The sequence below is a fragment of the Agrobacterium sp. a22-2 genome (genome assembly GCF_012276985.1).
Taxonomy (GTDB): Bacteria; Pseudomonadota; Alphaproteobacteria; order Rhizobiales; family Rhizobiaceae; genus Allorhizobium.
The window spans coordinates 116132-133939 of sequence record NZ_JAAXMM010000017.1 but is presented as its reverse complement, the minus strand read 5'-3'; the positions used below and the strand labels follow the sequence as shown (position 1 = coordinate 133939).

The following is a 17808-nucleotide window of genomic DNA, read 5'->3' as shown; positions in this document are numbered from 1 at the left end:
ACCCAAAACCAGCCAATCTGGCCAAGCTCTGTCGGATTTCTTTAGAACGAAAGTCACCGTCGCCAGCAGCGCCGCCGCCCTCGTTCAGTGAGCGGTTTATAGATCCCACTACCCGATCAAGTCAACACCTCTCCGTCAAAAAACTGTCGTTTTTTGTAAACACCTGAAAATAAACAGCAAAAACGATAGGTTGGATTTTGGAGGGCGAGAAAGGTGCTCGGGCGGGCCTGGAATCGCCACCCTGCACGGCCTTCGTCCATGGAGCGGGTCTCGCCCCCGCGAAGAGAACCAGCCTGCGCATCGTCGCGGGGACGCTCTCTTCATCTTAGCGCATTGGTAAGGTGGTCTGGACTTGATAAAGAGAGAGCCGGATCAAGGATTGGAGAGCACGATGCTGGTATTGAATGAGGCGGACACGGTTGCGGCGCTGGACTGGGCGCCTTTGATTGCCGCGATCGAGTCCATGTTCCAAGGCGGCTGCGTGATGCCCGTACGGCACCATCATGCCATGGAGGTGCCGGGCCGGGCCGAGGCGACGCTGCTGTTGATGCCGGCCTGGGTGCCGGGCCGTTATGCGGGCGTCAAGCTGGTCTCGGTCTTTCCCGACAATTACCTGTCCGGCAAACCGGCGATCCATGGTAGCTATCTTCTGACCTCAGGCGAAAGTGGTGAAATGCTGGCGATCGTCGAGGGTGGGGCGCTCACCGCGCGCCGCACAGCGGCAACCTCGGCGCTTGCCGCGCGCTATCTGGCCCGGACCGACGCACAGCATATGCTGATGGTCGGCACCGGACGGCTGTCGCTCAATCTGATGCAGGCGCATGCGCAGGTGCGACCCTTGCAACGCTTTTCCATATGGGGCCGCTCCTTTGCCAATGCCGAGGCCACGGCCGAGGAGGCACGCCAGCTGGGGTTGGACGCCACCGCCTGCGGCAATCTGGAAGAGGCGGCGCGCGACGCTGACATCATTTCCTGCGCGACGCTTTCAGCAGAGCCGCTCATTCACGGCGCATGGCTGAAGCCCGGAGCCCATCTCGATCTGGTCGGCGGCTTCAAGCCGACGATGCGCGAGGCCGACGACGAGGCCGTGCGGCGTTGCCAGGTTTTTGTCGACACGCGGGCAGGCGCCTGCAGCGAGGCCGGCGACATTACCCAGCCGATCGCCAGCGGAGTCCTTTCAAAGGACGATATAAAGGGCGAGCTGGCCGAATTGGTATCGGGTGCTGTAAAGGGCCGGACCTCCGAACAGGCGATCACCTTTTTCAAATCGGTTGGTGCCGCGCTTGAAGACCTGGCCGGCGCCATCCTCGCCTACGAGACGGCGACCGGTTTGCGCAAGGCGGATTGACCGCTGATGCCGCGCCAGATGCCGATCTATCCGGTTACCGCCATTCTGCCCGATCTTAGCCGTGCGCTGTCGCACGGCAATCGCGCCGTGCTGTCGGCACCGCCTGGCGCCGGCAAGACGACGCTGGTGCCGCTCTTCCTGCTGGATCAGGCCTGGCGCGGCGACGGGCGGATCATCCTGCTCGAGCCGCGACGGCTGGCGACACGCGCCGCGGCCGGCCGCATGGCTGCGCTGCTGGGCGAGGAGGTTGGCGAGACGGTCGGCTATCGCATGCGGCTCGACAATCGCATTTCGGCGCGTACCCGGATCGAGGTGGTGACCGAAGGGGTGTTTACCCGGATGATCCTCGAGGATCCTGAACTGGGTGGCGTGGCGGCCGTTTTGTTCGATGAGTTCCACGAACGCTCGCTCGACGCCGATTTCGGACTGGCGCTGGCGCTCGACAGCCAGTCGGCGCTGCGTCCGGATCTGAAACTGCTTGTCATGTCGGCGACACTCGACGTGGACCGGGTGGCGGCCCTGCTCGACCATCCGCCGGTGATCGCCAGCGAGGGCCGCACATTTCCGATCGAGATCCGCCATCGCGACCGGCCCGGCGGTGAACGCATCGAAGATACGATGACCCGGGCCATCCTCGACATGCTTGGCAGCGAGACCGGCTCGATCCTCGCCTTCCTGCCCGGACAGGCCGAAATCCGCCGCGTCGCCGAACGGCTGGCAGGACGCCTGGATGAACGGACCGCCATCACGCCGCTTTATGGCAATCTCACGCAGAAAGAGCAGGATGCGGCGATCCGGCCAACGGCCCATGGTCTGCGCAAGGTCGTGCTGGCCACCTCGATTGCCGAAAGCTCGATCACCATCGATGGCGTGCGCATCGTCATCGACAGCGGCCTGCAGCGGTTGCCGGTGTTCGAGGCGGCGACCGGCATCACGCGGCTGGAAACGGTTCGGGTGTCGCGCGCCTCGGCCGACCAGCGCGCCGGGCGGGCCGGGCGAACCGAGCCGGGCATCGCGTTGCGGCTGTGGCACGAGGGGCAGACTGCGGCCATGCCGGCCTTCAGCCCGCCGGAAATCCTGTCGAGCGATCTCTCCAGCCTGCTGCTCGACATGGCCCATTGGGGCGTCCAGGACCCGGCAGCACTCGCCTTCCTCGACCCGCCACCGAAACCGGCGATTGCCGAGGCGCGGACGCTGCTGATCAGTCTTGGCGCCTTCGACGAAAAAGGCGGGCTGACGGCCAAGGGTCGATCGATGCGCCTGCTCGGCCTGCCGCCGCGGCTGGCCGCCATGGCGATTGCCGCCGCGGACGATGGGCACGGGGCCGAGGCCTGCCGGCTTGCCGTGCTGCTGACGGAACAGGGGCTCGGAGGGGCGGATCTCGACCTCGACGAACGGCTGCGGCGCTTCAGCTTTGAGAAGGGCGACCGGGCGACCGCGGCCCGTAAACTTGCCGAGCGGCTGGCCGCCAACCTCAAGGGAAAACGGGCATCGCCGCTGCCCATCCGGGCGGGGCAGCTGCTGCTGCATGCCTATCCCGACCGCATCGCCCTTCGCCGCGGCGCCCGCGGGCGTTATGTGATGGCCAACGGCCGCGGCGCGGAGCTTGCCGACACCGAGCGGCTGGCCGGGGCGGAGATGCTGGTGATTGCCGACCTGACAGGGCGGGCAGCGCAGGGGCGCATCCTGGCGGCAGCCGAGATCACCCGGTCCGATGTCGAGGACCTGCTGCCGGGGGCAATCCAGACGAGCGACGAATGCGTCTTCGACATCACCAGCCGGGAAGTGCGGGCGCGGCGGGTCACCCGGATCGGGGCGATCATCCTCAACGAGACACCGCTGCCCAAGCCTGGCGGCGAGCAGGCGGCCGTGGCCCTTGCCGAAGGGGTGCGCATGCTGGGGCTCGCCGCCCTGCCCTTCAGCAAGGGTGCCAGCCAGCTGCGCCAGAGGATCGGCTTTCTGCACCGCATGATCGGTGAGCCCTGGCCTGACATGAGCGACGCGGCGCTGATCGAGCGTTTGGACGACTGGTTCATCCCGTTCCAGGGCCAGGCCCGGCGCTTTTCCGATATCACTGCGGCAAGCCTGACAGATGGCTTGCTGTCGCTGCTGCCGCATGGGCTTCAGCGGGATCTGGACCGGCTGGCGCCGACCCATTTCACCGCGCCGACCGGCCAGAATCATGCGATCCACTATGACGCCGACGAGCCGCTGCTGACGATCCGGGTCCAGGAACTGTTCGGGCTGAAGAGCCATCCGACGATCGGCGGAGGCAAATTGCCGCTGCTGCTCGAGTTGACATCGCCGGCGCATCGGCCGATCCAGACCACCCGCGATCTTTCCGGTTTTTGGGCTGGATCCTGGCGGGACGTGCGGGCCGACATGCGCGGTCGTTATCCGAGGCATCCCTGGCCGGAAGATCCGGCCGAAGCATTGCCCACGACCCGCGCCAAACCGCGCGGCACCTGACACCGACCGACCGAGGCAAAGATGATTGCGACCCAGGACATGAAGACGCAGTTTGGAAATTCGAGCCGCCGGCTGCGCCTGCAGACACTGGTGCGACTCAGATGGCTGGCGGTGGCCGGTCAGACCATCAGCGTCCTGGTCGTCGCACTGTTTCTCGAGTTTCCCTTGCCGCTTGTCACCTGTGCCCTACTGATCGCCGCCCTGGCGGCCGCAAATTTTGCGCTGGCGATCGCCTTTCCGTCAACGCAGCGACTGGAGCCGCTATCGGCCTTTGCCGTTCTCGGCCTCGATCTGCTGCAGATGGCAGCGCTGCTCTATATTACCGGGGGGCTGGCCAATCCGTTTGCGCCGCTGATCTGCGTTCCGGTGATCATATCGTTTGCCTCGCAGCCGTCGCGCCATTCGCTGGCCTTGATGGCGCTGGCCGTGCTCTGCATCTCGGCGCTGGCCTTCACGCCCTATCCCCTGCCCTGGTATCCTGGCCGGACGCATGTCATCGAGCCGGTGATCCTTGTCGGCACTTGGTGCTCGATCGTCTCGATGACGGCCTTTGCTGCCTTTTATGCCTATCGCGTCTCCCAGGAAGCGACACTGCTGGCCGATGCCCTGTCGGCGACCGAACTGATCCTGCAGCGCGAAAAACACCTGTCGCAGTTGGACGGGCTGGCCGCCGCCGCGGCGCACGAACTCGGCACGCCGCTTGCCACGATCAGCGTCGTGGCCAAGGAAATGGAGCGCGAGCTTGGCAAGGATCCGCGCTTTGGCGAAGACGTGCAACTGTTGCGCAGCCAGAGCGAGCGTTGCCGGGACATTCTGAAGCGACTTGCCAGCATGTCGGCGGAGGAAGAGGAACATATGCGGCGGCTGCCGCTCTCCTCCCTGATCGAGGAGGTGGTGGCGCCGCATCGCGAATTCGGCATCCGGCTGAAGCTGGTCGAGACATCGGGCCGGGCCAGCGAGCCGGTCGGCACGCGCAATGCCGGCATTCTCTATGGGCTCGGAAACCTCATCGAAAACGCCATCGACTTTGCCCGCGAACAGGTGACGATCACGGTCGAGCACAATGCGCAGACAGTGACGATCATCATCGAAGACGACGGCCAGGGCTATTCGCCGGATGTACTGGTTCGGATCGGCGAGCCCTATGTTACCAGCCGCAACCGGGATGATCGGGCCGGCGGCCTCGGACTTGGACTGTTCATCGCCAAGACGCTGCTGGAACGCTCCGGGGCACGGCTTCAATTCCAGAACGGCAGTGCGGACCGACCGGGCGCGCGGGTCACGGTCACCTGGCCCCGCAGCCTAATGGACGTCAATTCGACAAAATGACTTTACCGACATCCGATAACTGGCCATAACCGGGATATTGGACGAAATGCGCCCCAAAGGGATGCCGCGGCATGACAGAAAACTTCAGATCCGAAGCAAATTCCACGTTACCGGTCAGCGATTCGACTGAAAATCTTCTCGGGCCCGATCCAAGCCTGCTGATCGTCGATGATGACGGGCCGTTCCTGCGCCGGCTGGCCCGCGCCATGGAAACGCGCGGCTTTATCGTCGAGATCGCCGCTTCCGTGGCTGAAGGCATTGCCAAGTCGAAGGCCGCGCCGCCGAAATATGCGGTGGTCGACCTGCGGCTCGGCGACGGAAACGGGCTTGATGTCATCGAGGCCATCCGCGAGCGCCGTACCGATACCAAGATCATCGTGCTGACCGGCTACGGCAATATCGCGACCGCCGTAACCGCCGTGAAGCTCGGCGCACTCGACTATCTGTCGAAGCCGGCCGATGCCGACGACGTCTTCAACGCCCTGACGCAGCGCCCGGGCGAAAAAGCCGACGTGCCGGAAAACCCGATGTCGGCGGACCGGGTGCGGTGGGAGCATATTCAGCGGGTCTACGAGGCCTGCGAGCGCAATGTGTCCGAGACGGCTCGGCGGCTCAACATGCATCGGCGCACGCTACAGCGGATCCTTGCCAAGCGCGCTCCGAAATAGCTCTATTCCATAGAGCCAGGCGTGGTGGCGCCCCATTCGGCGATCATCAGGCGCTGGGCGGCGGCCCTCGAAAAGCTCAGCGTCACCGCCTTGCGGGTGGCCGGCGGCAGCCGGTGTTCCGGTGCCTCGCGAATCATGTGAGCGCCATAGCCGTCCGACAGCAGCAATCCACAGTCCGACGGAAAGATCTCCAGTGGCACGCCGGCATGGGTGGCGAAAAACAGGCGATCGCAATGGGCGCGATAGTCCGGCCATTTCCGATCGACCCGGAAGTCCTCGATCGAGGTCTTGATCTCGACGATCCAGATCTCGCCTTTGTCGGTGAGGCTGATGAGATCGGCGCGACGGCCGCTGGCGAGCGACAGTTCCGGCAGAATCGCATGGCGCATGTCATTCAGCAGGATCTGAACGCCGCGGCGCACCAGCATGGCGCGGTCCGACTGGCGTCCATCTATTAACGGATTCTTAGCGGCGATAGACAAAATAGTCATGATGAAGCCTCAGAGCACACGCCCTGTCTGTTGCAAAAAAGCAATGGGTCGGCATTTTGCAGTGCCGAACAGTCTCGTGATCCTCCCGACACTTGCCAAGCGGTATTTAATCAAAAATAAACCATAATCAAAGATGGTTGCCGACAGCTATTTTCCTCGCCTCAAATCAAAGAGCCTTCCATGCGCTTCCGCAATGCACTGACTGTATTCGGCCTCGTCACTACCCTTGCCATTTCCGGATGTGCCACGACATCCGAACCGGAAAAGGTCGAGACCGCGAAAATCTTCACCGACTCGTATGGCAAGGTTACCGACGCCGGTTATGCGCTTCCAGCCATTCCGATCAACAAGGTGAATCCGAAGTTCCATCGCCAGATCGTTTCCTACAATACGTCGGAAAAGCCGGGCACTGTTGTCGTCAACACCCGCGAACGCTTCCTCTACTACGTGCTTTCGGGCGGCAAGGCCGTGCGCTACGGCATCGGCGTCGGCAAGCAGGGCTTTGCATGGCAGGGCGAGGCTTATATTGCCTGGAAGCAGGCCTGGCCGACCTGGCATCCGCCGAAGGAAATGGCGCAGCGCAAGCCCGACGTTGCGAAATATGTCGATGACGGAATGGGTCCCGGCCTCAACAATCCGCTCGGCGCACGGGCACTCTATCTGTTCAACGACAAGGGCGAAGACACCCTGTTCCGCCTGCATGGCACGCCGGAATGGGCATCGATCGGCACGGCTGCATCGTCAGGCTGCATCCGCCTGATGAATCAGGACATCATCGATCTCTACGAGCGCGTCCGTCCGGGCAAGGGTGCCCGCGTCGTGGTCCTGCAGTAAGATCTGCTTTCATCCGGTCGTTAGACATCGACCGGACCATGAATGAACAAAGGCCGCCGATTGCTCGGCGGCCTTTGTTTTGCCTTCCAATCGGCTTCAGCCCGCCAGTTGGGCCTTGAGTTCGCGGCGGCGGCGGTGAAGAACCGGCTCCGTATAGCCATTCGGCTGCTCGCGCCCCTTCAGCACCAATTCAAGCGCTGCCTGGAAGGCGACCGACGTGTCGAAATGACCGGCCATCGGGCGATAGGCGCTATCGTCGGCATTCTGGCCGTCGACCACGGCCGCCATGCGCTGCATGGTCTCGACGATCTGCTCGCGCGTGACCACGCCATGGTGCAGCCAGTTGGCCATGTGCTGTGCAGAAATGCGCAGCGTGGCGCGGTCTTCCATCAGGCCGACATTGTTGATGTCCGGAACCTTCGAGCAACCGACACCCTGGTCGACCCAGCGTACGACATAGCCCAAAATGCCCTGCGCATTGTTGTCCAGTTCGCGCTGGATCTCTTCCGGCGTCCAGTTGGGGCGCGTGGCCACCGGCACCGACAGAATGTCGCTCAGCTTGGCACGGGCACGGGATTTCAGGCCCGCCTGGACCTCAGCCACATTGATCCGGTGATAGTGGGTGGCATGCAGGGTAGCGGCCGTCGGCGACGGAACCCAGGCGGTGTTGGCGCCGGCTTTGGGATGGGCGATCTTCTGTTCCAGCATGGCCGCCATCAGATCGGGCATGGCCCACATGCCCTTGCCGATCTGGGCATGGCCGGACAGGCCGCATTGCAGGCCGATATCGACATTCCAGTTTTCGTAGGCCGCAATCCAGGATGCCTGTTTCATGTCGCCCTTGCGGATCATCGGGCCGGCTTCCATGGAGGTATGGATCTCATCACCGGTGCGATCGAGAAAGCCGGTATTGATGAACACGACCCGGTCCTTGGCGGCGCGGATACACTCCTTGAGGTTGACCGTGGTGCGGCGCTCCTCATCCATGATGCCCATCTTGATGGTGTTTTCCGCCATGCCGAGCGCCTGTTCGACGCGGCTGAAGATCTCGCAGGCAAAGGCGACCTCTTCCGGCCCATGCATCTTCGGCTTGACGACATACATCGACCCGGCTCGGGAATTCTTGCGACGACCGTTCGGGCCGACATCGTGAAGCGCGATCAGGCCGGTGATGATGGCATCCATAATGCCTTCCGGAACCTCATTGCCGTCCCGGTCGAGGATCGCCGGATTGGTCATGAGGTGACCGACATTGCGGATCAGCATCAGCGAACGGCAATGCAGTTCAAAGACCGAGCCGTCCGGTGCGGTGAAGGTCAGGTCGGGATTGAGGGTGCGGGTAAAGCTTCGGCTGCCCTTGACGACCTGCTCCTCCAGGTCACCCTTCATCAGGCCGAGCCAGTTGCCATAGACGACGACCTTATCTTCGGCATCGACCGCGGCTACCGAATCTTCGCAGTCCATGATCGTGGTGATTGCCGATTCGAGCCTGATGTCGTTGATATGGGCCGGATCCGTCCGACCGATCGTGCCATCGGCGTCGATGGCGATCTCGGTATGCAGGCCGTTCTTGCGCAGAAGCACCGATGTCGGCATGGACGGATCGCCCATGTAGCCGGCAAATTGTCCGGCGTCCTTCAAGGAGGTGATTCGTCCCTCGCCAATGCCGATGGCAAGGCCGCGCGAGACGATGCTCAGGTTGGTCACCGCGCTCCACTTGCCTTCGGCCAGGGGGGCAGACGCATCCAGAAAGTCGCGGGCCCAGGCGATGACCTTTGCGCCGCGGACCGGGTTGTATCCCTTGCACTTTTCCGCGCCATCCTCTTCCGAGATCGCGTCGGTGCCGTAGAGCGCATCGTAGAGCGAGCCCCAGCGGGCATTGGCGGCGTTCAGCGCATAGCGGGCATTCATGACCGGCACGACCAATTGCGGACCGGCAATTTCGGCAATTTCCGGATCGACATTGCTGGTCGCAACGGCAAAGTCCGGCCCTTCGGGCAGCAGGTAGCCGATCTCTCGCAGGAAGGCCTCGTAGACCGAGAGATCCGATGGCGCGCCATTGTCGCGATACCAGGCATCGATCCGGGCCTGCATGTCGTCTCGCGTCTGCAGGAGCGCTCTGTTGCGCGGCGCCAGATCATGGATGATGGCCGAAAACGCCGCAAAGAACGGGTCCGCGTCGATACCGCTGCCGGGCAAAGCCTCTTCCACCAGGAAATCATGAAGGGCTGCTTCGATGGCCAGTCCGTGCTTTTCAATCCTGCTCATGGGTCTCTCCCCGACTTTCGCAATTCGTTTTATTGTAACGGCAGAATCGCTGGTTTGCATTCATTGTCAATCGGGCATGAATTACAAAGATTTGTGCAAATTTAGAAACAATCAGCGCATGGCGATGCTTGGCCGGCCGCTTGCGGTGGCGATGAACCTGGCTTCAATCAATCTTGGTGCGCCTTCGATCTCCGGCGCATCGATCTCCTCGTGCAGGCTGAGCAAGGGATCGCCGGCGCCATTGTCGCGGGCGTGGCCAAGCGCAGCTTCGCTGGCCATGGCGCGGGCCAAGGCAAAGGCCTCTTCGCGATTCGTGAACCGGCGCAGTTGTGCACCGCCCGACAACACGAAGATGCCGTCTTCCGGAGAGGTGACGAAGATCGTGACGGTATGGCGGATCTGCCCGACTACAGCACCCACCGCATTGGCCACATCCGCATCGGCCGGAATGGTGGCCGATACCGAAAGCGCTTCGGCAATGGCCGGATAATAGACGGGTGCCGACGCACCGAGCCCGATCAGCGGGCGATCCAGCGAGAGGGACAGCCGCAAAATACCCCGTTGTCGGCCGAGTGCCCGCTCGATCAACACAGATTTTGCCGGATCAATATCGCCGAGACCATCTTCCGCCAGCGCGGTCGCGAGAATGGCTTGCGCCGACTGGCGGGTCAGGCGCGCGACAATCATGGCTGCCAGGTCCTCTGCCGACGATGCTATCGGTTGGCCGGAGCCGCTCTTGGCACGTGCGGCCAGCTGCAGGCCAAGATCGGCTGCCGCCCGGCTCCACTGGCTCTGGCGACCCAGCAGATGCATGGCATCCGACGGCGTGATGCCACAAAGATGCACCAGTCCGCGCGAGACCAGCTTGTCGAGGGTCGCCTTTTGCGGCGTGACGGTCAGCAATTCGTCGAGCGCCACGGGCGTGGTGCCGATCCGCCCATAGAGGGCTGCTTCCTGGGCCGACAATCCGGCGGACAGCGCCTCGGGCACACCGGTGCGCACCGCAAGCCGTCCGGCATGGCGACCGCGATGGGCAGCGCGCAGCTGGCGTTCCAAAGCTTCGATGACGACGGGGCCATGCAGCGTTGCGGCAAGGCTGAGGGGCACCAGGCGACGAGGGCCAAGCTCGATCTTTGCCACCAGGCCGCGCTCGTCGACATGCACCTCCGAATCGCCGCCGAGCCCGAAGGTGCGCATGGCGACTGCTTCCACCATGGTGCGATAGCCGCCGACCACGGCACCATCGGCATCGAGCCGCGGCCGGCCGTCTTCCATCACAGCCACATCGGTCGTCGTGCCCCCGATATCGGAGACCACCGCCGCATCAAGCCCCGTCAGGTGCCGCGCGCCGACCAGGCTGGCGGCAGGGCCGGACAGAATGGTCTCGATCGGCCGCAACTTGGCCTCAGTGGCCGAGATCAGGGCACCGTCGCCCCGCACCACCATCATCGGCGCATCGATGCCGCGGCGCGCCAGAAAGGTCTCGCAGGTGCCGATCAACCGGTCGATCATCGAGACCAGCCGGGCATTCAAAAGCGTGGTCAGCGCCCGGCGCGGCCCGCCGAGCCGGGACGACAGTTCGTGGCTGCAGGTCACCGGCAGATGGGAGCTTTCCCGGATGAGGTCCCGTACCCGATTTTCGTGGGAGGGATTGCGCACGGCGAAATAGCCGGCGATGGCAAATGACGAGACCTCGTCTTTGAGCGCCGGCAAGGCCAATTCGAGGGCAGCCAGATCGAGTGGCGTTTCATTGCCGTGGACATCATGGCCACCGGGCAGGAAAATCACCGGATCGGTGCCCAGCGCATCCTGCAGCCCGTCGCGCTTCAGGTCTTCGGGCTCGAAGCCGATCATCACCAGCCCGGCCCGGCCGCCCTGCCCCTCGACCAGCGCATTGGTGGCAAGCGTTGTCGAAAGAGAGACCAGGCCGATGGATTCAACGCCAATTCCCGATTGGTCGAGAACGGCCTCGACCGCACCCGAAATGCCGACCGAAAGGTCGTGGCGCGTCGTCAACGCCTTTGCCTTGGCAAGGATGCCCCGTTTCTCGTGAAACAGCACGGCATCGGTGTAGGTGCCGCCGGTATCGATGCCGAGCATAATGGATGATGTCACGCCTGAATCACTCCGGAAGGACAGGATCGTCGGGGGGACACCCTGTGCTGTGCAGCTGTTTCGGCCAAGCTTATGCCATGGGCACGCACGGACCCGCCAGCTGACGAAGCGCAATTTTCGATTGTCGAAACGACATCGGCTGGGGATGGGGTTAAAGAAGCGCCTTCAATTCGTCGAGGCGATCGTTGACCAGCCAGCCATAGTAGTTTTCTTCAGGCCACACTGGTTCGGCACTGCCGGCATTCTTGTGGGCCAGGGCGCGCGCGCGCTGCAGCGAACTGCCGACATTGAACAGCGTGGCGGTCAGGCCGGGGTTATGCGAGATGTCCATACCGGCGATCGACCTGTAATCGTCGATCGATTTGCGCAGAACCGCCGCCATGTAGGCCAGCGAGATATCCGGCTCCATGATGGCCTTGTAAACGCCGGCCGCATCGTTTTCGTCGAGACGGGGATATCTCGACTTGGCAGCCACCATGTCCGACATCATCAGGGCAGTGAGCGGATTGATCTGGCCGAGACCGAATGTCTGGCCAGCGTAGAAGGGCTGAAAGAAGACGGCGCTGAAGCGGTTGTTAGGATAGCTCTTTCCGGCGACGCTCTTGCCGCGGAACGATTTTTCCCAGACCATCTCCCGGCACGTCCACAGCAGATAGGAATCACTCAGATTGCCGCATTCGGAAAATTCCGGCCGAGCGACAAACTGCTTGATGCTCTCGTCCTTGTAGGAAAAGCTGAAGCTGCTGCCCGCATAGGAGGCCGCCTTGACGTAGTAGCTCTGCAGCCGATCATAAGCATCGACATTATAGGTATGCTCGCCGACGATGGCGCCGACGATATGGATCGGATCGATACCGTAGTCGGCGGCCGTCTTCTTGATCTTCGACATCAGCTGGCGATCCGTCGCCAGGAGCTCGATGACCTTTTCGTATTTCACGTCGAAGGTGGTCTTGCCGGCCTTGGTGCGCTTGGCGGACGCGCCGGGGATCGCCGGCTGCTCGACATGGCGGTTTCCGGCAGGGACCTGCATCTGCGCGGCCACGGTCGAGGTGACCATGCAGGCAAGCGAAACGAATAGAGCCAATGTTAAACGACGCACAATCGTGAGATCCCGATCCTGAAGCGAAAGTTGCAAGCCGCGCCGATTAACCGCCATCCCGGCCAAGGGAGGCCCGCGCTCCCACTCGGCGGCGCGGCCCTCCTTACAAAAGTTGTCCTGCCCCTGTCGACCGTTCTGACCATCAAATAAGCGGCATTTGATGGTTGAAAGGCAAATACAGGTGCACAAACATCACAAAATGTAGCGCGACAGGTCGGTATCGGCGGCAAGTTCGCCCACATGCTGGCGGACATAGTCCGAATCGATCATCACCGCCGAGCCGCCGCGATCCGGCGCGTTGAACGAAATTTCGTCCAGAACCCGCTCCATCACCGTCTGCAGTCGGCGCGCGCCGATATTCTCCACGGAGGTGTTGAGCAACACCGCCACGTCGGCCAAGGCATCGATCGCATCCTCGGTAAAGTCGAGGTTCAGCTCTTCGGTTGCCATCAGCGCCTTGTACTGGCGGATCAGGCTGGCCTCCGTTTCGGTAAGGATCCGGCGGAAATCTTCCTTGGTCAGCGGCTTCAGCTCCACCCGGATCGGCAGGCGGCCCTGCAGTTCCGGCAGCAGGTCTGACGGCTTCGAGACATGAAAAGCGCCGGAGGCGATGAACAGGATATGGTCGGTCTTGACCGGACCGTATTTCGTCGAGACCGTGGTGCCTTCCACCAGCGGCAGCAGATCGCGCTGTACGCCTTCGCGCGACACGCCGGCACCGACGCCACCATCGCGGGCGGCGATCTTGTCGATTTCGTCGAGGAAGACGATGCCGTCATTCTCGACCGACTTCACCGCTTCGCGCTGGATGACCTCATTGTCGATGAGCTTGTCGGATTCGTCACGAATCAGCTCCGGATAGGAGGCCTTGACCGTGGTGCGGACCTTCTTGGTGCGGCCGCCCATGGCCTTGCCGAACATTTCGGACAGATTGAGAATACCGACATTGCCGCCCTGCATGCCGGGGATTTCGAAACCGCCGGGCATGCCGCCTGCCGTATCCGACACCTCGATATCGATTTCCTTGTCATCGAGCTGGCCGTCGCGCAGCTTCTTGCGGAAGCTGTCGCGGGTGGCCGGCGAGGCCGTGGTGCCGACCAGCGCATCGAGCACACGTTCCTCGGCGCCGGCATGGGCCTTGGTCTGCACTTCGATCCGCTTCTTTTCGCGCACTAGGCCAATGCCGATCTCGACCAGATCGCGGATGATCTGCTCGACATCGCGGCCGACATAGCCGACTTCGGTGAACTTCGTGGCCTCGACCTTGATGAACGGCGCGCCGGCGAGCTTTGCCAGGCGACGGGAGATTTCCGTCTTGCCGACGCCGGTCGGCCCGATCATCAGGATATTCTTCGGCATTACCTCGTCGCGCAGATCCTCGTCCAGCTGCTGGCGGCGCCAGCGGTTGCGCAAGGCAATCGCCACGGCGCGCTTGGCGTCATGCTGGCCGATGATGTAGCGGTCGAGTTCGGAAACGATCTCGCGGGGAGAAAAAGTTGTCATGTCCGGTTTTCCATTCGGCGTGAGAGCAGGTCAGGCGTCGACGCTCAGCGTTTCGACGACCACATTGCCATTGGTATAGACGCAGATATCGCTGGCGATCTGCATGGCGCGGCGGGCTATGTCCTCGGCCGACTTGTCGGTGTCCATCAGGGCACGGGCTGCGGCAAAGGCATAGTTGCCACCCGAACCGATGGCGATCGTGCCATGTTCGGGTTCCAGCACGTCGCCATTGCCGGTGATCGCCAGTGTGATGGTCTTGTCGGCTACCAGCATCATCGCTTCCAGGTTGCGCAGATATTTGTCGGTGCGCCAGTCCTTGGCAAGCTCGACGGCGGCCCGCATCAGCTGGCCGGGATATTGCTCGAGTTTCTTTTCGAGCCGGTCGAGCAGCGTGAAGGCGTCTGCCGTCGCGCCTGCAAAGCCGGCGATCACCTCGCCACCTTTGCCGATGCGGCGCACCTTGCGGGCATTGCCTTTCATCACGGTCTGCCCGAGGCTCACCTGGCCGTCACCGGCCATCACCACCGTTCCACCCTTACGCACTGTAATAATTGTCGTCATCAAACACCTCGCCCTTCATGCGGGCCTTGTTTCATGGGCCGTCCGCGGCCCGTCGGATCTGTATGTAAGTCGGCTTTGCGCGATTGCAATCATGCCGCTTCGTCGCGCTTGCGGCTCATGGCTGCAAGGCAATGGAACTTCTGGATATTTGTGGCTTCTGCTGATATGGAACGGCCGTTATTCCCCATGGAGCAGCCCGATGGCAGAGCGCAAAGGCGAGATTTCCCGCAACACCAACGAGACCTCGGTCGCCGTTTCCGTCACGATCGACGGCACCGGCACATCGACGATCTCGACGGGGGTCGGCTTTTTCGACCATATGCTCGAACAATTGAGCCGTCATTCGCTGATCGACATGGATATAAGGGTCAAGGGCGATCTGCATATCGACGACCATCATACGGTCGAAGATACCGGCATCGCCATCGGTCAGGCCATTTCCAAGGCGCTCGGTGACCGCCGCGGCATCGTACGTTATGCCTCGATCGACCTGGCCATGGACGAGACCATGACCAAGGCGGCAATCGATGTCTCCGGCCGGCCGTTTCTGGTCTGGAACGTCGCCTTCAGCGCGCCGAAGATCGGTACCTTCGACACGGAACTGGTACGCGAGTTCTTTCAGGCGCTGGCGCAGAACGCTGGCATCACCCTGCATGTGCTGAACCATTACGGCGCCAACAATCACCATATTGCCGAGACCTGCTTCAAGGCCGTGGCGCGGGTGCTCAGAACAGCCACCGAAATTGATCCCCGGCAGGCAGGCCGCGTTCCCTCGACCAAGGGCACGCTGGTCTAGTTCGACACCGTCCACGGAACTGGACAGGTTTTCATCGCTTCCCGACTATGCGGCCATGGCCGCTGTCGGGTCGTTGCAGGCGAAAGGAACGCGACAATGCGTGTTGTGATCATCGACTACGGTTCGGGCAATCTGCGCTCGGCCACCAAGGCCTTCGAGCGCGCTGCGCGCGAGGCGGGCATCGATGCTGAAATCGAACTCACCGACAAGGCCGAGCGCGTTGCAAGCGCCGACCGCGTCGTGCTGCCGGGTGTCGGCGCCTATGCCGACTGCCGGCGCGGGCTCGATGCCGTTGCCGGCATGCATGAGGCAGTCGTCGAAGCCGTCGAAACCAGGGGCCGGCCGTTTTTCGGCATCTGCGTCGGCATGCAGCTGATGTCGAGCCGTGGCTTGGAAAAGACCATCACCTCAGGCTTCGGCTGGGTCAAGGGTGATGTCGTCGAGATGACGCCTAGCGACCCCAACCTGAAGATTCCGCAGATCGGTTGGAACACGCTTGATCTTCACCGCCCCCATCCGCTGTTTGACGGCATCAAGACCGGCTCGGACGGGTTGCATGCCTATTTCGTGCATTCCTACCACCTGGCAGCGGCAGACCCGAGCGACGTGATCGCGACAACCGACTACGGCGGAGCCATGACCGCCTTTGTCGGACGCGACAATATGGTCGGGGCGCAATTCCATCCGGAAAAGAGCCAGACGCTCGGTCTGGCGCTGATAGCCAATTTTCTGCGGTGGGTGCCATGATCACCCCCGCCCGCCGCCCCTCTGCCGGAGACATCGCATGATCCTCTTTCCCGCCATCGACCTGAAGGACGGCCAGTGCGTTCGCCTGAAACTCGGCGACATGGACCAGGCGACCGTCTACAACACCGACCCCGGCGCCCAGGCAAAGGCATTCGAAGACCAGGGCTTCGAATGGCTGCATGTCGTTGACCTCAATGGCGCCTTCGCCGGTTCGAGCGTCAATGGCGACGCCGTCGAGGCCATCCTGAAGGCGACGCGAAATCCGGTGCAGCTCGGCGGCGGCATCCGCTCGCTGGAGCATATCGAAAACTGGCTGTCACGCGGCCTGTCACGCGTCATTCTCGGCACGGTCGCGGTGCGCGATCCAGGTCTGGTGATCGAGGCCTGCAAGGCCTTTCCGGGCAAGGTCGCCGTCGGCATCGACGCCAAGGGCGGCAAGGTTGCCGTCGAGGGCTGGGCGGAAGCCTCTGAACTCGGCGTGATCGAGCTTGCCCGCAAGTTCGAAGGCGCGGGCGTCTCGGCGATCATCTATACCGATATCGACCGCGACGGGATCCTCGCCGGGATCAACTGGGCCTCGACGCTGGAACTGGCCAATGCCGTCTCCATTCCGGTCATCGCGTCCGGCGGCCTGGCATCGATCGACGATATCCGCCGCATGCTGGAGCCGGATGCCGCCAAGCTCGAAGGTGCCATTTCCGGTCGGGCGCTTTATGACGGCCGTATCGATCCGGCCGAAGCGCTGGCAACGATCAAAGCGGCAAGAACGCGCAACGAGGTTTCGTCATGACCCTGAAAGCCCGTGTCATTCCCTGCCTCGACGTCAAGGACGGCCGCGTCGTCAAGGGGGTCAATTTCGTTGACCTGATCGATGCCGGCGACCCTGTCGAGGCCGCCAAGGCCTATGATGCGGCGGGTGCAGATGAGCTCTGCTTCCTCGACATCACCGCATCGTCGGACAATCGCGACACGATCTTCGATGTCGTGGCGCAGACGGCCGAACAGTGCTTCATGCCGCTGACCGTCGGCGGCGGTGTGCGCACGATTGCCGATATCCGCAAGCTGCTGCTGTGCGGTGCCGACAAGGTGGCGATCAATTCGGCGGCCGTGACCAATCCGGATTTCATTGCCGAGGCGGCCGACAAGTTCGGCGACCAGTGTATCGTCGTCTCGATCGATGCCAAGCAACGGCTCAAGCAGGAGACCGGCGGCGACAATGCGAGCGCCTGGGAAATCTTCACCCATGGGGGCCGCACGCCGACCGGCATCGACGCCGTCGAGTTTGCGAAGAAGATGGTCGAACGCGGCGCCGGCGAATTGCTGGTCACCTCCATGGACCGCGACGGCACGAAAATCGGCTACGATCTCGAACTGACGCGAACGATTGCGGATGCTGTGCGCGTTCCGGTGATCGCATCGGGGGGCGTCGGCACGCTGGACGACCTGGTAGCCGGCATCCGGGATGGACATGCGACAGCCGTGCTGGCCGCCTCGATCTTCCATTTCGGCACCTATTCCATTGCGGAGGCCAAGGCCTATATGGCCAAGAGCGGCATCGCGATGCGGCTCGACTGAGGAGA

At 62.7% G+C, this 17808-nt stretch carries 15 protein-coding genes; 9 read left to right on the top strand and 6 right to left on the bottom strand.

The window, feature by feature from the left end; all coding sequences use genetic code 11:
- The first annotated feature begins 391 nt into the window (after positions 1-391).
- From HFC70_RS22940 to HFC70_RS22925, 4 genes are all read left to right on the top strand, one after another.
- Positions 392-1348, top strand: a complete 957-nt coding sequence (locus tag HFC70_RS22940) for an ornithine cyclodeaminase family protein (RefSeq protein ID WP_168475619.1) — start codon at positions 392-394, stop codon at positions 1346-1348.
- A gap of 6 nt (positions 1349-1354) precedes the next feature.
- Complete coding sequence (hrpB, locus tag HFC70_RS22935) at positions 1355-3817, top strand: ATP-dependent helicase HrpB (RefSeq protein WP_168475618.1); 2463 nt, start codon at positions 1355-1357, stop codon at positions 3815-3817.
- 21 nt (positions 3818-3838) lie between these two features.
- Entirely contained in the window at positions 3839-5146 is a 1308-nt protein-coding gene (locus HFC70_RS22930; protein ID WP_168475617.1) for an ActS/PrrB/RegB family redox-sensitive histidine kinase, read from the top strand.
- A 71-nt stretch (positions 5147-5217) separates the two neighbouring features.
- On the top strand, positions 5218-5814 hold the full coding sequence (locus HFC70_RS22925; protein ID WP_168475616.1) for an ActR/PrrA/RegA family redox response regulator transcription factor: 597 nt from the start codon (positions 5218-5220) through the stop codon (positions 5812-5814).
- Positions 5815-5816: 2 nt separating this feature from the next.
- On the opposite strand, the gene HFC70_RS22920 is transcribed toward HFC70_RS22925, so the two are convergent.
- Complete coding sequence (locus HFC70_RS22920; protein WP_168475615.1) at positions 5817-6305, bottom strand: MmcB family DNA repair protein; 489 nt, start codon at positions 6303-6305, stop codon at positions 5817-5819.
- Positions 6306-6485: 180 nt separating this feature from the next.
- Here HFC70_RS22920 and HFC70_RS22915 point away from each other — a divergent pair, with 180 nt between their 5' ends.
- Positions 6486-7139 carry a L,D-transpeptidase gene (locus HFC70_RS22915; protein WP_168475614.1) on the top strand — a complete coding sequence of 218 codons (654 nt, stop codon included), beginning with the start codon at positions 6486-6488 and terminating at the stop codon, positions 7137-7139.
- A gap of 96 nt (positions 7140-7235) precedes the next feature.
- Here HFC70_RS22915 and HFC70_RS22910 read toward each other — a convergent pair whose 3' ends face one another.
- The 5 genes from HFC70_RS22910 to hslV all read right to left on the bottom strand — a co-directional run bounded on the left by HFC70_RS22910 (position 7236) and on the right by hslV (position 14685).
- Positions 7236-9407, bottom strand: a complete 2172-nt coding sequence (locus tag HFC70_RS22910; protein ID WP_168475613.1) for a malate synthase G — start codon at positions 9405-9407, stop codon at positions 7236-7238.
- Between the two features lie 111 nt (positions 9408-9518).
- Positions 9519-11522, bottom strand: coding sequence for a hydantoinase/oxoprolinase family protein (locus HFC70_RS22905; RefSeq protein ID WP_168475612.1), 2004 nt, complete (start codon positions 11520-11522; stop codon positions 9519-9521).
- Positions 11523-11673: 151 nt separating this feature from the next.
- Positions 11674-12621, bottom strand: a complete 948-nt coding sequence (locus tag HFC70_RS22900; protein ID WP_368669796.1) for a DUF1402 family protein — start codon at positions 12619-12621, stop codon at positions 11674-11676.
- 192 nt (positions 12622-12813) lie between these two features.
- Positions 12814-14124 carry an ATP-dependent protease ATPase subunit HslU gene (hslU, locus tag HFC70_RS22895; protein ID WP_168475611.1) on the bottom strand — a complete coding sequence of 437 codons (1311 nt, stop codon included), beginning with the start codon at positions 14122-14124 and terminating at the stop codon, positions 12814-12816.
- Between the two features lie 30 nt (positions 14125-14154).
- Positions 14155-14685 carry an ATP-dependent protease subunit HslV gene (gene hslV / locus HFC70_RS22890; RefSeq protein ID WP_168475610.1) on the bottom strand — a complete coding sequence of 177 codons (531 nt, stop codon included), beginning with the start codon at positions 14683-14685 and terminating at the stop codon, positions 14155-14157.
- A 199-nt stretch (positions 14686-14884) separates the two neighbouring features.
- Here hslV and hisB point away from each other — a divergent pair, with 199 nt between their 5' ends.
- The 4 genes from hisB (at position 14885) to hisF (ending at position 17803) form a co-directional block, all read left to right on the top strand.
- Positions 14885-15481, top strand: coding sequence for an imidazoleglycerol-phosphate dehydratase HisB (gene hisB / locus HFC70_RS22885; RefSeq protein ID WP_168475609.1), 597 nt, complete (start codon positions 14885-14887; stop codon positions 15479-15481).
- Positions 15482-15577: 96 nt separating this feature from the next.
- A complete protein-coding gene (gene hisH / locus HFC70_RS22880) occupies positions 15578-16228 on the top strand; it encodes an imidazole glycerol phosphate synthase subunit HisH (protein WP_168475608.1) in 651 nt (216 codons plus the stop codon).
- A 37-nt stretch (positions 16229-16265) separates the two neighbouring features.
- Entirely contained in the window at positions 16266-17018 is a 753-nt protein-coding gene (gene hisA / locus HFC70_RS22875; RefSeq protein WP_168475607.1) for a 1-(5-phosphoribosyl)-5-[(5-phosphoribosylamino)methylideneamino]imidazole-4-carboxamide isomerase, read from the top strand.
- Positions 17015-17803, top strand: a complete 789-nt coding sequence (hisF, locus tag HFC70_RS22870; RefSeq protein ID WP_168475606.1) for an imidazole glycerol phosphate synthase subunit HisF — start codon at positions 17015-17017, stop codon at positions 17801-17803. Before hisA ends, hisF begins: the two co-directional genes overlap by 4 nt.
- Positions 17804-17808: the final 5 nt, after the last annotated feature.

What these genes read in the sequence shown, in the direction of transcription:
- HFC70_RS22940 (WP_168475619.1), top strand. Translation starts at nt 392, where the DNA reads ATGCTGGTATTGAATGAGGCGGACACGGTTGCGGCGCTGGACTGGGCG.
- hrpB (WP_168475618.1), top strand. Translation starts at nt 1,355, where the DNA reads ATGCCGCGCCAGATGCCGATCTATCCGGTTACCGCCATTCTGCCCGAT.
- HFC70_RS22930 (WP_168475617.1), top strand. Translation starts at nt 3,839, where the DNA reads ATGATTGCGACCCAGGACATGAAGACGCAGTTTGGAAATTCGAGCCGC.
- HFC70_RS22925 (WP_168475616.1), top strand. Translation starts at nt 5,218, where the DNA reads ATGACAGAAAACTTCAGATCCGAAGCAAATTCCACGTTACCGGTCAGC.
- HFC70_RS22920 (WP_168475615.1), bottom strand. Translation starts at nt 6,305, where the DNA reads ATGACTATTTTGTCTATCGCCGCTAAGAATCCGTTAATAGATGGACGC.
- HFC70_RS22915 (WP_168475614.1), top strand. Translation starts at nt 6,486, where the DNA reads ATGCGCTTCCGCAATGCACTGACTGTATTCGGCCTCGTCACTACCCTT.
- HFC70_RS22910 (WP_168475613.1), bottom strand. Translation starts at nt 9,407, where the DNA reads ATGAGCAGGATTGAAAAGCACGGACTGGCCATCGAAGCAGCCCTTCAT.
- hslU (WP_168475611.1), bottom strand. Translation starts at nt 14,124, where the DNA reads ATGACAACTTTTTCTCCCCGCGAGATCGTTTCCGAACTCGACCGCTAC.
- hslV (WP_168475610.1), bottom strand. Translation starts at nt 14,685, where the DNA reads ATGACGACAATTATTACAGTGCGTAAGGGTGGAACGGTGGTGATGGCC.
- hisB (WP_168475609.1), top strand. Translation starts at nt 14,885, where the DNA reads ATGGCAGAGCGCAAAGGCGAGATTTCCCGCAACACCAACGAGACCTCG.
- hisH (WP_168475608.1), top strand. Translation starts at nt 15,578, where the DNA reads ATGCGTGTTGTGATCATCGACTACGGTTCGGGCAATCTGCGCTCGGCC.
- hisA (WP_168475607.1), top strand. Translation starts at nt 16,266, where the DNA reads ATGATCCTCTTTCCCGCCATCGACCTGAAGGACGGCCAGTGCGTTCGC.
- hisF (WP_168475606.1), top strand. Translation starts at nt 17,015, where the DNA reads ATGACCCTGAAAGCCCGTGTCATTCCCTGCCTCGACGTCAAGGACGGC.